This window comes from Celerinatantimonas diazotrophica (genome assembly GCF_004339545.1).
Taxonomy (GTDB): Bacteria; Pseudomonadota; Gammaproteobacteria; order Enterobacterales; family Celerinatantimonadaceae; genus Celerinatantimonas; species Celerinatantimonas diazotrophica.
Map to the genome: position 1 here is coordinate 221472 of NZ_SMGD01000012.1, position 15491 is coordinate 236962.

Annotated in this window: 13 protein-coding genes; 3 read left to right on the forward strand and 10 right to left on the reverse strand. The window is 45.1% G+C overall.

Features of this window, described 5'->3' with window-relative positions:
• Positions 1 to 15: 15 nt before the first annotated feature.
• From EV690_RS07310 to hisC, 6 genes are all read right to left on the reverse strand, one after another.
• Entirely contained in the window at positions 16 to 1293 is a 1278-nt protein-coding gene (locus EV690_RS07310; protein ID WP_131912343.1) for a hypothetical protein, read from the reverse strand.
• Positions 1283 to 2608, reverse strand: coding sequence for a histidinol dehydrogenase (hisD, locus tag EV690_RS07315; protein WP_131912344.1), 1326 nt, complete (start codon positions 2606 to 2608; stop codon positions 1283 to 1285). Before hisD ends, EV690_RS07310 begins: the two co-directional genes overlap by 11 nt.
• 20 nt (positions 2609 to 2628) lie before the next feature.
• Positions 2629 to 3393: an ABC transporter ATP-binding protein gene (locus EV690_RS07320; protein ID WP_131912345.1), complete on the reverse strand. Its 765-nt coding sequence runs from the start codon at positions 3391 to 3393 to the stop codon at positions 2629 to 2631.
• A 2-nt stretch (positions 3394 to 3395) separates the two neighbouring features.
• Positions 3396 to 4220, reverse strand: coding sequence for an ABC transporter permease (locus EV690_RS07325; RefSeq protein WP_131912686.1), 825 nt, complete (start codon positions 4218 to 4220; stop codon positions 3396 to 3398).
• 45 nt (positions 4221 to 4265) lie between these two features.
• A complete protein-coding gene (locus EV690_RS07330; protein ID WP_131912346.1) occupies positions 4266 to 5252 on the reverse strand; it encodes an ABC transporter substrate-binding protein in 987 nt (328 codons plus the stop codon).
• 625 nt (positions 5253 to 5877) lie between these two features.
• Positions 5878 to 7002, reverse strand: a complete 1125-nt coding sequence (gene hisC / locus EV690_RS07335) for a histidinol-phosphate transaminase (protein ID WP_131912347.1) — start codon at positions 7000 to 7002, stop codon at positions 5878 to 5880.
• A gap of 569 nt (positions 7003 to 7571) precedes the next feature.
• Here hisC and EV690_RS07340 point away from each other — a divergent pair.
• Both EV690_RS07340 and EV690_RS07345 read left to right on the forward strand, forming a co-directional pair.
• On the forward strand, positions 7572 to 8633 hold the full coding sequence (locus EV690_RS07340) for an FAD:protein FMN transferase (protein WP_131912348.1): 1062 nt from the start codon (positions 7572 to 7574) through the stop codon (positions 8631 to 8633).
• Between the two features lie 161 nt (positions 8634 to 8794).
• A complete protein-coding gene (locus EV690_RS07345; RefSeq protein ID WP_131912349.1) occupies positions 8795 to 9091 on the forward strand; it encodes an encapsulin-associated ferritin-like protein in 297 nt (98 codons plus the stop codon).
• Positions 9092 to 9241: 150 nt separating this feature from the next.
• Here the strand turns inward: EV690_RS07345 and EV690_RS07350 are convergent, their stop codons facing one another.
• The 4 genes from EV690_RS07350 to EV690_RS07365 all read right to left on the reverse strand — a co-directional run bounded on the left by EV690_RS07350 (position 9242) and on the right by EV690_RS07365 (position 14101).
• Complete coding sequence (locus tag EV690_RS07350) at positions 9242 to 10216, reverse strand: TRAP transporter substrate-binding protein (RefSeq protein WP_131912350.1); 975 nt, start codon at positions 10214 to 10216, stop codon at positions 9242 to 9244.
• A 19-nt stretch (positions 10217 to 10235) separates the two neighbouring features.
• Positions 10236 to 11594, reverse strand: a complete 1359-nt coding sequence (locus EV690_RS07355) for a TRAP transporter large permease (protein WP_131912351.1) — start codon at positions 11592 to 11594, stop codon at positions 10236 to 10238.
• Positions 11594 to 12130 carry a TRAP transporter small permease gene (locus EV690_RS07360; protein ID WP_224054936.1) on the reverse strand — a complete coding sequence of 179 codons (537 nt, stop codon included), beginning with the start codon at positions 12128 to 12130 and terminating at the stop codon, positions 11594 to 11596. The genes EV690_RS07355 and EV690_RS07360 overlap by 1 nt, the downstream gene beginning before the upstream one ends.
• Positions 12131 to 13225: 1095 nt before the next feature.
• Positions 13226 to 14101, reverse strand: a complete 876-nt coding sequence (locus EV690_RS07365) for an NAD(P)-dependent oxidoreductase (RefSeq protein ID WP_131912352.1) — start codon at positions 14099 to 14101, stop codon at positions 13226 to 13228.
• 199 nt (positions 14102 to 14300) lie between these two features.
• Between EV690_RS07365 and EV690_RS07370 the strand changes: the two genes are divergently transcribed.
• Positions 14301 to 15482, forward strand: a complete 1182-nt coding sequence (locus tag EV690_RS07370; protein WP_131912353.1) for a M20 aminoacylase family protein — start codon at positions 14301 to 14303, stop codon at positions 15480 to 15482.
• The last annotated feature ends 9 nt before the right edge of the window (positions 15483 to 15491 follow it).

Here is a 15491-nt window from a genome sequence, read left to right on the forward strand (position 1 = left end):
GATACCCCCGGTGAGTTACAGCAATTGGCTGATCCACTGGCCTGGCCCTTGGCCGCCATTGCCAAGGGCCACTGCGATGGCCCAACCTAATGCTGAGCTTTGTTGATTGTGCTGACCGTAACCGTTGGCGGTTAGATCTAAGACTAATGTTGGGCAACAAAATAATGCGAGTTGAATCACTTGTTGATAATGCTCAGGCAAGCTCTGCTGGGCTTTTAGTTGGGCTATGAGTGGTCGCCAGTAGTTGTTGATTTTGCTATCTAAAAAGGCTTGGCGCAGGTCAGTCAGTTGCCAGTTGTGCTGAACCACAATCTGCTGGGTTGGATGGTCAATCCTGACCTCTACTTGGTAATGCTCTTGGGCAATATCGGGTTCATAAAGCCAATAAGGATGGGCAAAGATATTGTGAAAGGTCGCTTTGATTTCCGCCAGGAGTGCCGGAATGTTCTCTCCTGCAAACGCGGGATCAAAGAGGGTCAAAGTCTGCTCATCCTCAAACCAGACATTAGCATTGTGCGCATCACCATGCGCCACGATAGCACCGTGATCGGCCAATGATTGGGGGGCGAGTCGTTGTGCCGATTGGCTAAAGAGCTCAGCGACAGTGAATGGATAATGAATGCCGTTAATTTGCCAACGATAGCGACTAAACTGGGACCAATCGAGACTTTGCTGGCCCAGTTTAATCGTTTTATCAAGATAAAATTTGGCAACGCGTCCCCCTAAACCCAGAGGATGATGATCATCGACTAAGCGGTGATAAAAAAGCTGGTGGATAGCCTCTTGTTTAACTTGCTGAACACTTACGCGGTGCAGACTGTTGCGGGCTTTGGTCAAAGTGAGTTGGTCTAATTGCTGTTGTGCTTTGATCAGTTTGGGTAATGTTGTCGCATCAGGGTGAGCCTCCCAGCGCCGACAAACATCGGCAAAACGCTCGGTATGGCGTTTGCGATAAAGTAGTAATTGCCGCCCTGGTTCTTTGCAGGCATAGAGTGGTAAGTCCACTGGAAATCCATAATTTCTTAGCAATTCAGCTCGGTAATACTCCTCAATCGATTTCTCTTCACCTTCTTCATGGTGATATTTAAAAAATAGTGCTTCGTCGGTATCTAGCTGAGTAAACCCATTGAGAGAGTTGAGACTATATTGGTCGCGGTTAATCTGTATTGTTTGCACGGTGTGGCCAGTGATTTGGGCAATCAACAAGGCGAGTTTATCGCTCGCTTGTTGCCACTGGCCTTGTTTAGCCAATGTGTTTGCCTGTGCCGCAAGGGGGGCCTGATTATCCATCATGCTCGCCCTTTAATAACTCATCACGAAGTTCTGATACAGCTAATGCATGCCCGGGGAACCCTTCATAATGCGCAAATCGGTTGGCATTTTTAGCCAGCTCTGCGTAACCGGACTGCGTGACATAACCGACCGAGATCCGTTTCATGTAATCAAATACTGACAGCGGGCCGCAGGTTTTGGCTTTGGCGTTGGTGGGTAATACGGCATTAGGGCCGAGTACAAAATTGCCGATAGAAATCGGTGTATAGCTGCCCAGCAAAATTTCACCGGCGTTGATAATCCGCGGCATTGTCGCCATCGGTTCTTTCGCTAGAATTTCCAAATGCTCAGGGGCATATTGATTGACAAACTCAATGGCTTTATCAAAGTTATCGGTTAGCACTACACCACCATGGTGGCCACACAGCACCGCTTGCGAGAATTCAGCGCGTTGCGGGGTAATTTGCTGCCAGTAATCGGCTAATGCTGAGATCGCTTTCTCGGCAACGGGTTTGGAATTGGTCACCAAATAAGCGGATGAATCGGGGCCATGCTCTGATTCGATCAACAAATCTAGCGCAGCCAGTCGGCCATCGGCGGTTTCATCCGCTAGAATGATGCTTTCACTTGGTCCTGCTGGAATACCGGGGTCGAGCAGGTGGGTGAGCTGCTGTTTAGCCGCCACTACCCAGGGGCTTCCGGGGCCAACGATTTTTAAGCATTTAGGCACCGATTCAGTTCCAAATGCCACGGCTGCAACACCTTGTGCACCACCGCATTTATACACCTGTTCAATGCCAACTAAACGGGCTGCAACCAACGTGGCATCATCTACTGTGCCATCCGGCCCGGGCGGGGTAATGACAATTGGTTTTGGCACGCCTGCGACAATAGCAGGTACGGCCGTCATAATTAGAACGCTTGGAAACGAGCCTTTACCGCGGGGGACATAACAAGCCACTGCTTCAATTGGAACGTGGCGATCCCCGGCAAAAGCGCCGGGTTTCATCTCTTTGAGCCACATCTCTTCTGGTTTTTGCGCCTGATGAAAGGCACGGACGTTTTCAACTGAGTAACGAATGGTCTCAATGACCTCTGGATCTAAGCGTTCAAAGGCGGCTTTAAATTCACTCTCTTGGGCTTTAACACTGAAGCTATCTACGGCAACTTTGTCGAACTTTTTAGCGAAATCAATCAGCGCTGCATCGCCGCCTGTGCGAACAGCTTCGATAATTGGAGTCACCTTTTCGCTAAAAAAGGATAAATCCGACTCGGTTCGCTGTAGTAGCTCTGACGGAATCGATTTATTGCTAAGGTCATAGAATGAGACTTCCATGGTCAAAAACTCCTCATAGGTTAAGCGTTTTCTAATGGTTTGCTAATTCGTTCAAAAATTCCGCTCTGAATATCGATAAATTCAGGGCTGCGAGTCACGCTCATGTCACGAGGCCGAGTAATTGGAACATCAACACACTGATCGATTGCGCCCGGTTTCATGACTACAACGCGATCCGAGAGGTAGACGGCTTCTTCGATATCGTGGGTGACAAACATTACCGTCAGACGATGAACTTCCCAGATCTCTAAAAGTAACTGTTGCATCTGGCGACGGGTCATCGCATCAAGTGCACCAAACGGTTCATCCATCAACAAAATTTTGGGACGATAAGAGAGGGCACGCGCAATGGCGACGCGCTGTTTCATACCGCCGGAAAGCTCCGATGGCCACTTATCAGCGGCATGTGAGAGTTTGACCAGCTCGAGGTGTTCTTTGGCAATTTCAGTGCGTTCTGAGCGTGAATAGCCCGCTGATTTAAGTGCAAATTCGATGTTTTGCTGAGCCGTTAGCCAAGGTAATAGAGTATAGCTTTGAAAAACGACCCCACGATCAATACCCGGTCCTTGAATGGGCTGGTTGTCCACCAGTACATTGCCATGGTCAAAATCTTCAAGGCCGGCAGCGATGGATAATAAAGTACTCTTACCACATCCTGACGCTCCCACAATCGAGACAAATTCGTTGTGATTTAAGCTTAGATCTATTTTATTGAGCACCAAATTTCGCTGTCGTTTAGCCAACGGATAACTTTTATCTAATTGGTGAATCGTTAAGCTGGCCATTCTTAACCTCGATGATTGTATTTAAAAAGAACTTTTTCGGCGCCGCGCATCACCTGATCGCTAATCAATCCCAGAACACCGAGCAACAAGATGTAGCCGATGATGGTGTCGGTCTGAAAATAACGTTGGGAGACGACGATTCGATACCCCAGCCCTGACGTCGAGGCTACTAGTTCCGCCAAGACCAACCAAGTCCAGGCCCAGCCGAGACTAATACGAAGAGCATCCCAAATGTTGGGAAAAGCCGCGGGGAGCACGATGCGCAGCAAAATGCCGCGATCTGTCATGCCGAGGGTTCGTCCAAGGCCGATATAGTCTTTCGGCACTCGCTTGACTGCATCAATCATCATGAGCACTTGTTGAAAAAAGGTTCCGATCCAGATCACTAAGAATTTTTGAATGTCCCCGGTACCGACCCACAAAATCGTCAGAGGGACAAAGGCAACCACTGGCATGTAACGGATGAAATCAACCAATGGCTCGACGATTGATTTAAAAAACCCATAACAGCCCGCCAAGATCCCAATGACGATTGACATCACTGATGAAATCGCAAATGCGATAGCAATCCGATATAAACTGCTCTGAATATCTTTCCACAATATGCCATTTTCACTCAGAGTTAACATGCGGGTGAAGACATGGTCTAACCCGGGTAAAAAGATCGGTTTAACTCGTCCTGTCGCGGTAACAAACCACCATCCCAGCAGCAACACAATAAAGGTTGCCAGAGCTAAGCTGATGGCCTGCCACTTTGTGGGGGAGCGGCCAATTGTGAACAGTGACCAGCGCTTTCTTGTTTTTTTCTCTCTTGCTTTGGTGTTCATAATAGTTTGGCTCTGCGCAGGAGTGGTCGGCATGGCTCCTCCTTTCTACTTCGCTTTTTTGACAAAAGAATCATCAAAAACTTGGGTAAATTTCACATTAGTTGGCACCAGTGATGCGCTTTTTGCAGCCTTTAAGATGTGGGGAAATGTTTGGGTGCGAAAAGCACCTTCGAGCATCTGTTTGTTGGTTTTGATATCGATATATTTAATGCCATCAAAGGCGGTTTTAAGATCATCCGGTGTGGCACCAATTGCAGTGGCGATAATGTTGCGGTCGAGTTGGGTGTGTTGGCGATAGTTCGCGAGTGCTTTTTTCCAAACCTCAATGAGGGCAGCCACTTGTTTGGGATGCTTGTTGATAACCGATTGCCGAACGACCAGCACGTCACTAATGAGGCCAGGATCGGATGCACCGCTATAGAGCATTTTTAAATTCGGATCGTTTTTCTCGGCGACACTGATGTAAGGTTCATAGGTGACAGCCACTGGTACATTACCAGCAATTAAGGCACTCCCGGCGTTAGCGGCGGGCATTGGTACTGGAATGATATCGGCTTCGCTCAGGTGCACCGAGCTTAAGGCACTGTGCAATAAAATATCGCTGGTGGTACCTTGCTCATAAGCGACTTTCTTGCCTTTGATATCTTTGAGTGATTTGATTTTAGCAGAGGCGAGTATCGCATCGGCAGTATTACTCTGATCGAGCAGTAACACGGCTTTTACAGGGAGTCCGGCGGCGATCATGCCCATGGCTGTATGTGTTGCGATATTGGCTACATCAATTTGACCACTGGCAAGGGCCGCATTAATATCTTTATCTTCGGTGAAGTTAATAATATCAACGTTTTTAAATCCTTGTTTCTTAAATAGGCCATCGTGAGCTGCCACATACCACAGGCCATAACCTAACCAAGGTTCAATGCCCATTTTTAAAGAGCCAAGATGCTCTGCGCCATGGGCAGTCATTGATCCTAATAACGCGATCAAACAGGTTACCTTCCTCATTTTTGCGAAAAAATTGGTTAACTTCATCTCTGATACTCCCTGAGTCATGCTGATTAATGATCGAATGCATAGATATGTATATACAATCAATAAGTGTGCCATCTTGGTGATATATTTAACTTATTGATTTTAAATAGGGTAGTAATAGCGAACCGACAAAAAACTAGTTATCGATGCGTTAAAAGTGTGCATAAATTGTTAAAAACTGTGTAAATCCGCATTATTTTGGTGCTTTTTTGTGCATTTGTTTCGATTAGAGTTGGCTAATTAGGGACTGTTGACCTTTTATGATTAGTTTTGCAGAAATCTGAGAGGGATTTAGGCAAGGCAAACATTGTGCCGTGTAGTTATTCTCCACAAAGAACGTTTAACGCTGGATAAATTCCTCTCAGATACTGCCCTTGGGGTTCATTTAAACGCATCCTGAACTTTGTTGCCCCCTGCTTGCTTAACTCATTAAGTGACGCAGGGTGCGCCGCGTTCAAAATGCGTTTAATTTGAACAAAATTCAACCACCAAAGGTCAACCGTCCCTAGGCTGACTGGCATGGTGGGTGAATAGAATCAAGTCTTCAAAAGTGGAATAACATCGCTATCCGGGCGTAGCGAAGATGAAAAAGCTGGACGCACACCGTGCACGTCCAACAAATTTTTTAGGCGTTTAAAATAGTTTTCAATGCGCTGAGGAAATGCTCATTTTCATCTTGCGAGCCAATCGATACGCGCAAATAGTGTTCATAACCTGCTTCTAGCCAAGGCTTAACGATGACGCCATGCTTCAAGAGTTTTTGCGCAAGTTCTATGGCTGGGTAATCCGTTTTAAAAAATAAAAAGTTACCGAGTGATTTGGCCGGTTGGATCCCCAACTCATTAAGTTGCTCGCTCAGCGTTTGGCGAGCTTGGTCATTCCACGTTAAAGTCTTTTCTATATGAGTTGCGTCGTTAAGCGCTGCAATCGCAGCTTTTTGGGCGATGCGATTGACATTAAATGGTGTGCGTACTTTGTCGATATAACCGGCAATGCTTGGTTCGCTGCAAATACCGTAACCGATTCGAAGTCCAGCTAAAGAGTAGGCTTTTGATAGGGTTCGTAATAAAACATAAGGCTTGCCTGATTGCTCTAGAATCTGTTGAACATTTGGATAGTTAGCATCTGTTTGCGCATATTCATAATAGGCTTCGTCAAAGATCAAGAGCGTTTGGTCGGTGAGCGCATCGAGAATTGTTTCTATTTCGGCTTGGCTCAGCGCGGTACCAACTGGGTTACTGGGGCTGGCAATAAAAAATAGTTTTGGCTGGTGGGTTTGTAATTGCTGGACAATTTTCTCAATGTCGAATTCAAGTGTGTCACTCATCTCGGCGATCAATACATTTGCCCCACATGACTGCGGATACAAAATGTGTAGTCCAAAGGAGGGCACAATCGTTAAGACGTTATCCCCTGCTTCTAGAAATACGCGGCACAGAACACTGATGATATCTTCCGAGCCGTTCCCAAAGACCAATGTCTGGGGATCCACATTAAATTTTTGGCCTAATAATTGCCGGAGTTCGCTGCAGTTTGGGTCGGGATAGTAGGCGAGATTTCCTGCATCATTGAGCACCTTCGCTACCGCTGCGGAGGTCCCAAATGGATTTTCATTACTCGCTAGCTTAGCGACTTTAGTGACGTTGTAGCGTTTTTTTAGCTCTTCTAAGGAGAGTCCGGCATTGTAACTGGCTAGTGGCTGGACATACTGACTAACCAGCGAATGGATAGATGCGTTTGTGTTTGGCATGGACTCTCCTTAAGTGGGGGACTGGGTATGTCTATCAAATTAGTATATACATGTAAATGTAACTGAATCGATAGACGAATCAATGCTTATTTTTAAAGACATGGCTGGCAGTCAACTGCCAAAACCTGTCTGAAACCATGTGCCGTATGGGCAGGCTTGATTGGAGGTTGAACCCGTTAATTGGCTATATAATTATCTTCACGCTTGAGTTTTTGGTTCTGCCAGAGTCCTTCTATCATCGCTTGAATAATGCTCCCCAGCGGGTGGATATGAGTTGCGAGGGCGCGATCATGGCAATGCCTTGGCTGCGAATTCGATGCCTTTTCGGCTCAGGTGATTTGATGTATGAGCGACTGCTGTGAGCGAAGTTATGTCCCGGTGCGGTTAATTTCGGGCTTTTATGATGCAATGACTCCTGAATCAAGCGATTTTTTAACGATGTTCAGCTCTCAATTGCGCGTGAATTGATCAATGATAAATCTTGGTCTGACTCAAGGGCCTATCGCGCTAGCACAGTGCTCGGTGCGCTGGTAGACTTTGCTTATTTATATTGCCGGATAAACTCGTTCATGTTTAAGCGCCATTTGTTTCGCTCAGGCATCTTCTGCTTGATGATGGGCTCATTAGCTTTGTTTTTAAGTAGCTGTTCGAAGCCAATTAAAATCGAAAAATTATCAGGATATGCGCAAGGGACGACCTATCACATTAGCTGGTGGAGTCAGAAGCCCATTTCTAAAAACAAAGTTCAGGGGCAGTTTTCTAATAAGTTAGCCAGTATCGATAAAGAGTTATCGACTTGGCGTAATGATTCTTATATTTCTCGGTTTAACCAAAGCTCTTCGACCCAATGGCAAAAAGCCTCTAAAGATTTCATCGGCCTGATTGAGCTAGCTAAACAGATCAATGCCAAAACTCACGGCTGTTACGACCCAACCATTGGGCCATTGTTTGACTTGTGGGGGTTTCATAAAGATGTCCTGCATGTGCCAAGTGCCAGCCAGATCGCAGCGGTAAAACATGATCTAGGGATTGATAAAATTAAAGTCGATAAATCCCGCGGTATGATCCGCAAAACGCTGCCAGGGGTGCAACTGGATTTTTCATCGATGGGTGAAGGCTATACCATCGGCAAATTAAGCCAGATTTTAGAACATGATGGTATCCATAACTATATTGTCGAATTTGGTGGCGATATGAAGATAAAAGGCCATAAACCGGGGGGGGAGAAGTGGCGTATCGCCATTGAGAGACCGATTCCCACTCAGGATGGTATTGAGCCGTATCGTATCGTGACAATTAACGATGAAAGTGGGGTAACCCTTGATACCTCGGGGACTTATCACCATTCGTTTGATGACAAAGGCAAAGAGTATTCGCATATTCTTGACCCTCGTACTGGGGCGCCGATTACTCATGATTTGGTCTCTGCGTCAGTCTTTGGTCATGTGGCAAAAGTGAGTGATGCATGGGCTACCGCGATGCTATGTTTAGGGCCAAAGCAAGGGCTTGAAGTTGCCAAAAAGCAGCATCTATCCGTATTTTTTATTCGCAAAGATAAGAAAACGTTTAAGTCTTTTGAGAGTCCTGCGCTGGAGAAATCGAAACGGGTCGCTTTTGCGGCTAAAAATTAAAAAAGCAGGGCGTGGTTTTTAGCGCCCTTGCTTTTGCTGATTGATGCCATATTTGTTATCTAGCCGTTATCGGAGGTGTTGATTCAACACTCTTTATGAGCGTATGGTAATGATGTTATTCATTCTGTTCGACTCAGTTTCGATAAATGTGAGGAAAAGATATGTCTAGTGAATCAATACATGAACCTCGTGAAAAATTATCCCAGCAAACATTGGAATTACACCGCGCTTTAATGTCATTACAAGAAGAGTTAGAAGCAGTCGATTGGTATGCGCAGCGAGTGGATGCTAGTGAGAATAAAGATCTGAAAGCCATTATGGCCCATAACCGCGATGAAGAGATTGAACATGCGGCAATGATGATTGAATGGCTGCGACGCAATCATCCCGTTTTTGCCAAACAGTTAAAAAAATTCTTATTTACCGATAAGCCTATTTCAGACCATGAATCCTGTTAGCCAAGGCTGATGGACAACTCTAAAAATGAATGATCAATATCATTCATTCCTGCGATCTATTTTCAATAAAATACAGCAAGCACAACCGAGTCGATATCGGCTCGGTTGTGCTATTCGCTTATTATCTTAGCTGTTGCCAACTATTTCTTACTAGTTTTTCTCACTGGCTTGAATTTCATTTAATAGTGGAACTAAATTGGGGTTCTCTTTTTTGAATTTTACATAAACGGGTTTTACCGCTTCCTGGAATTTTGGAACATCACTTTGAACAAATTGGATGTGATGTTTTTTCAGTGCCACTAATGCTTTATTCACATAGGCATCCCAGTTTTTACGTTGAACGGCAACCGTTTCTTTCGCAACTTTGCGGATCTGTTGCTGTTGTTTGGGGGTTAGACCATCCCAGACACTTGTTGATACAACCAATACATCGGGGATCATGGTGTGATGGTCATATGAGAAGACTTTTTTCACTTCATAGTGGCGAGATGAGTAATATGATGGAATATTATTTTCGGCGCCATCAACCACCCCTTGTTGCAACGCCGAGTAAAGTTCGCCATAAGGCAGTGGTACTGGGGTTGCTCCCAATGCTTTAATCGTATCAATGGAGATGGCTGAGTTTTGTACTCGAATTTTCAGCCCTTTTAAGTCACTGGGCTCAATAATGGGTTTGTCGGTATAAAAGTTACGTGAACCGGCATCCAAAAAAGCCAATCCGATGAAACCTGCTGAGCGAGATGAGGCAAGGATCTTATCACCGATTTTCCCTTGCAGGATCTTGTCATACTGCGTGCGGTTTTTATACAGATAAGGGAGTGAGAGCACTTTGTATTCTGGGGCAAATGCGGTCAGTGGTGCCGCGCTGACTTTGGTAAAGGCAATCGTGCCATTTTGCACCATTTGGAGCAGACTGGTTTCGTTACCTAGCGTTCCGTTAGGGTAGACTTTGACTCGGATGTGGGTTGTTTTATATACCTGTTTGGCAAACCAAGTCAACGAGGCATGAACTGGATGGTCGGTTGGCAGGGCATGCGCTAGTTTGAGCGTTTTTGCCATACCGGTTTGTGTGCCGCATAAGACAGTTATGGCACTTGCTAATAACAATTTGGGCAGAATCTTCATTATTTTTTCCTTACTAATCTTACATTTGATAGCCCAATAAACTGGGCAGCCATAAAGAGATGGAAGGGATCAACGTCACAATGACTAAGGTGACCACCATGATCGCAAATAGTGGTACGAGTTTGGGCACCACTTGGCCGAGCTTCATATCGCTGACACTACAACCGACAAATAGCGCTGTGCCTACTGGTGGTGTGCAAATACCAATACAAAGGTTAAAGACCAAAATGATGCCAAAGTGGATAGGGTCAAATCCCAAATGGGTAGCGATGGGTAGGAATATGGGAGTAAAAATCAATACCGCAGGGGTCATATCCATAAAGGTGCCAATGATGAGCAAAATGACATTCATCAATAAAATAACCACTATCGGGTTGGTTGATGCTTTGAGGATAAAGTCAGAGATAAAAGCTGGGATGTCGGCATTGGCCATCGCCCATGACATGGCTGAAGAGGTCGCGACCATCAACAGCACAATGGAGGTGGTCACGCAGCTTTCTACCAGCACCGGCATCAGATCAGAAATTTTCAGCTCACGATAGGCAAATCCCAAAATCAATGCATAAACCACGGCAATGGCTGAGGCCTCAGTGGCTGTAAAAATGCCGGCGAGAATCCCGCCCATGATAATGATCACTAGACTCAAACTAGGAATAGCATCAAGAACCACCTTACCGACACTGCCCGTAAATACGATTTTTTCACGGGGAATATTGTAGCGTTTGCCAAGCAATAAGATGCCGATCATGATGCCGAGTCCCATGAGAATTCCTGGGAAATAGCCAGCGATAAAAAGATATTGCACCGAGGTGCTACTGACGAGCGCATAGAGGATCAGAATGTTCGACGGTGGGATCAGTAGTCCGGATGGACAAGATGCAACATTGACCGCAGTGGAAAAATCCATGGGGTAATGATGTTTTTGTTGCAAAGGCTTCATAATACCTCCGACTGCGGCAGCGGATGCCGCTGCCGAGCCAGAAAGTGAGCCAAATAGCATGTTTGCCATGACATTCACATGGGCTAATGAGCCATTTAAACGGCCGCCAAAGATCATTGCAAAGTTAATTAAGCGTGCTGCGAGTCCTCCTCGGTTCATTAAGTTCCCCGCGACAATAAAAAACGGGAGTGCGAGCAGACCAAAGTTATCGAGCCCATTGGCGAGCTTTTGTGAAACGAGCACTGTAGATTGCTCAATTGGAAAATCAATAAATACAGTAAAAAAGGCGGCAATACCGATAGAAAAAGCAATCGGTACGCCAATAATAAGTAAGAATCCCAGGATACCGAACAAAACGATGACCGGAAAAATGTCATAGAAAAAATCCGGTGCATGCGCAAGAAAGTGCTGGCTAAAAAGAAGGTCAATGAGAGTCATTAGATTTTTTCTGCCGATGATAGTGGATGATTACCTTTGAATAATTCAATCAGGTCAGTAATGATTTCGACGATACCAAAATAGCTAATAAGTACCCCGGCAATGGGGACGACTAAATAGACATATCCAATGAGTAAATGGTGAGAGCCAAACGCTATTCCGGGAGAGATTTGTCCGTGCATCAATGTGTCGCTAACTAGATACCAGCCACCATAAATGAATGTGACGGTTGCAAAAGCGACTACGATGGCATTAATTAAAATGCTCATCAGTAATTGTCCCCTGCGTTGGCAATGCGGAATAATGAGCTCTAATGCCAGATGGCGCTTGATCGCAAAGGTATATGCTCCCCCCAAGATGCCTATCCAGATCAACAGGTATCTGGAGAGCTCATCGGTAAAATTGGCGGGGTCGCGTAGAACAAAACGGGTAAAAACTTGCCAGACTACAGCGATGATCATAGCACTCATAAAAATGGCTAAGATCCAACAGAGGATTTTATTGATATACTGATTAACAACTTGAATCAACATCATACAACACCTTTCCTGGTTAACTGATTTTTATCCTGAAGTAAAAATTTGTAGCATTTTTGGGTTGTTTATAAGTTATATTTATAATGGATTGTTAAATGCTCAGTTATTATGAATTGTGATTAACCAACAGCTTCGAGTATGACTTATAAAAAATAAATATGAGAGTTCATCTCTATCAGTATTGAACGGATCTCTCAAATTTATTTATATTTTTTAGATAAAGATCACATTATAAAAATAAAAAATGATTCGTTTTTTCATCTTAATGTGAACATTGTTTCAATTTTATGAAATCAATAAAAACATGTGGCAAAGATAGTGTATTTATTAAATAAAACTGATATACAAAAATCATGGTAATTAAAGCAAAATAGCTGTTTGTGACTCCTATCAAAAAAGATAAAAACCATAATGAATATACGAAATAAAATAAATATAGGAGCAAGAAGGAGTGCATCATATATCGATTTGATAACTATGTTAGGTTATTCGATAACATTCAATATGTTACTCAACAGATGCAGTTGATGCACTTTATCAAGGCGGGTTAAAAGGATCTCGATGAGCCGTACCGTACTTTTGCCAAGAAGATTCAGGCAGCCAGCAAAAGATGGCAACGCAGTATGGATTGGTTGCTAAGTGTTAGCGCTCATGGATTGACTGAAGATTAAATGTAAACTGAATCGGTGCAATGATGCTTGGGTCTTGAAACGCTTGAGCTAGTAGGATAATGCAGGTTGGATAAGCAACCCAGCAAGCAAATATAACATCACTTAAAAATGCCCCCAGGTATGATTTGCACAATACTCGCGACGATGCCAGAGACGCATTTTTTAGAGTGAAATCGCCATAATACGACTTCTGAAACCAGTGACCACATGTAGCCTGTGGCTGCGGTAATCTCCCATTACATGAGAAAGCGACCAAGATATCCAAGGGCAGTATCTGAGAGGAATTTATCCAGCGTTAAACGTTCTTTGTGGCCAATAACTACACGGCACAACGTTTGCCTTGCCTAAATCCCTCTCAGATTTCTGCAAAACTAATCACAAAAGGTCAACAGTCCCTAGGGTCTAAAGACCCTAGCGTTATCTGTCATTCAGTTTTATGTTGCTGAGCTAACAGCAGCGCACTGAGGTCGTATTGACTGAATCCCGCTTGTATGGCGTTATCTAAGCATTGGCTGACTTGTTTAGACACCGGCAGTTGCAAGCCATGATTCTTCGCGAGTTCTAGGGCCAGATTGATATCTTTCGCGCCCATTTCAAGAGCAAACGCTGCAGGATGAAAGTATTCTTGACTCATCGCACTGGCGTAAGTTTGATAGGCTGGCCCTGAGAACATCGTTTGGGTAATGAGCTCGGCAAATTGCTCTTTTTCAATGCCGACTTTCTCTGTCAGTGCAAATGCTTCCGCCAGTGATTGAACAGCATTATTTAATAGAAGGTTAACCGCCAACTTCGCAATATTGGCTTGTTCCGGAGCTAGGCCGACATAGCGGAATGAGCTGCCCAATGCGCGCAGCATGGCTTCGGCATTATGGACTGCTTCGATTTCACCACTGGCTAAAACATGCACCTTGCCACTTTGAGCGAGCAAAGAGTTACCCAGCACTGGGGCTGCAACATAATGCAAGCCGCGTTTATTATGTTCTTCGGCAAAACGTTGAACAAAATCGGGTGAAATAGTCGCCATGACGACATGAACTTTGCCCTCGGGGATGGCATCGATGAGTCCCTTCTTCAGGAACAGGTCCTTGTAGGATTCATCATCAGAGAGCACGGATAGCACCACATCGGCGCCGAATACCTCGCGCGGGGTATCAACCAGCGTAATACCCGCAGCATTGAGCAGTTGGGTGTGTGAGGGTTGGCTGCGGTTCCATGCCAACAGTTGATAACCAGCTTTAACTAGTTGACTTGCAAAGGCGCCGCCCATTGACCCCAAGCCAATAATGCCAACTTTGTGCATGTTTCCTCCTCATTTGGCACATTTGTGCCATAACTATACAAAAATTAGTTGCTAGCTTACCTAACTAATGAATCAACTCTCAAGCAATTCTTCAAAATAGAGTGAGTTATTCAAAGAGTCTATTGAAATCATCTGTCTTTTGGATGAGTATCCCATAAATGGCCGACGTTGGGTCAGATGTTGAAGGAGCGACAACCACATGAATAGGCAAAACATATTGCCAAGCATTGCTGCCATCCGTGATGAGATGGTTACTTTACGAAGAGAAATTCACACCTATCCAGAAATCAGTTTTGAGGAACATCGAACCAGTGATTTAGTGGCTCGATTGCTTGAATCCTGGGGATATGAAGTGCATCGAGCGCTGGCAAAAACAGGCGTAGTTGGCACTCTAAAAAAAGGCGATGGTCAGCGTATTATTGCCCTTCGAGCGGATATGGATGCGTTGCCTATTAATGAAAAGACCGGTTTGGAATATGCCAGTTTAAATCACGGAACCATGCATGCTTGTGGCCATGATGGACATACTGCATCGTTACTTGCAAGCGCCAAAGCTTTAGCGCAAGAGCATGATTTTAATGGGACATTGAGAGTTATTTTTCAGCCTGCGGAAGAAGGCATTGGCGGTGGCGGTGCTGATATGATGATCCGTGAGGGACTGTTTGAGAAGTTTCCTTGTGATGCTGTGTATGGCTTTCATAACATGCCCGGTTACCCGGCTGGGCAACTTGGGTTTTATCCAGGAGCGCTCATGGCTTCTGCAGATACCGTTTTTGTCACGTTTTCCGGTCAGGGTGGGCATGGGGCGATGCCACACAAAACTGCTGATCCGATAGTGGCGGCAAGTTCTTTCGTTATGGCGTTGCAGAGCATTGTAGCCCGTAATGTTGACCCGTTTGAGCCTGCGGTGATTAGCGTCGGGCGTTTTCATAGTGGTGATATTTCCAATGTCATCCCCGGCGAAGCAAAACTGGATCTCACTGTGCGAGCGATGAGCCCAGAGGTTCGACAATTGTTAAATCAGCGTATTGAAGCGATTGCTCGCGAACATGCGCAAATGTACGGGCTTCAGGTTGAGATCTCATTTGAAGAGCCTTATCCCGTGTTGATCAATACTCCCGAACAAACTGAGTTTGCCCGGCAAGTGGCACAAGACTGGGTGGGTGAAGAGGGGATCATTGCCGATCTAAAACCGATCATGAGTAGCGAAGATTTTGCTTATATGCTGGAAAAAGTACCGGGGTGTTATCTGATTGTCGGCAATGATGGGCCGGATAATCCGAATCGCTCGCTGCATCACCCGCAATATAATTTTAACGATGATTTATTACCGATCGTTGCGAGTTACTGGGTCAAACTGGTCGAAGCTTATTTGCGTTGATGGATGGAA

Coding starts and splice junctions, on each gene's coding strand:
- EV690_RS07310 (WP_131912343.1), bottom strand. CDS start 1,293: ATGATGGATAATCAGGCCCCCCTTGCGGCACAGGCAAACACATTGGCT.
- hisD (WP_131912344.1), bottom strand. CDS start 2,608: ATGGAAGTCTCATTCTATGACCTTAGCAATAAATCGATTCCGTCAGAG.
- EV690_RS07320 (WP_131912345.1), bottom strand. CDS start 3,393: ATGGCCAGCTTAACGATTCACCAATTAGATAAAAGTTATCCGTTGGCT.
- EV690_RS07325 (WP_131912686.1), bottom strand. CDS start 4,220: ATGAACACCAAAGCAAGAGAGAAAAAAACAAGAAAGCGCTGGTCACTG.
- EV690_RS07330 (WP_131912346.1), bottom strand. CDS start 5,252: ATGAAGTTAACCAATTTTTTCGCAAAAATGAGGAAGGTAACCTGTTTG.
- hisC (WP_131912347.1), bottom strand. CDS start 7,002: ATGCCAAACACAAACGCATCTATCCATTCGCTGGTTAGTCAGTATGTC.
- EV690_RS07340 (WP_131912348.1), top strand. CDS start 7,572: ATGTTTAAGCGCCATTTGTTTCGCTCAGGCATCTTCTGCTTGATGATG.
- EV690_RS07345 (WP_131912349.1), top strand. CDS start 8,795: ATGTCTAGTGAATCAATACATGAACCTCGTGAAAAATTATCCCAGCAA.
- EV690_RS07350 (WP_131912350.1), bottom strand. CDS start 10,216: ATGAAGATTCTGCCCAAATTGTTATTAGCAAGTGCCATAACTGTCTTA.
- EV690_RS07355 (WP_131912351.1), bottom strand. CDS start 11,594: ATGACTCTCATTGACCTTCTTTTTAGCCAGCACTTTCTTGCGCATGCA.
- EV690_RS07360 (WP_224054936.1), bottom strand. CDS start 12,130: ATGATGTTGATTCAAGTTGTTAATCAGTATATCAATAAAATCCTCTGT.
- EV690_RS07365 (WP_131912352.1), bottom strand. CDS start 14,101: ATGCACAAAGTTGGCATTATTGGCTTGGGGTCAATGGGCGGCGCCTTT.
- EV690_RS07370 (WP_131912353.1), top strand. CDS start 14,301: ATGAATAGGCAAAACATATTGCCAAGCATTGCTGCCATCCGTGATGAG.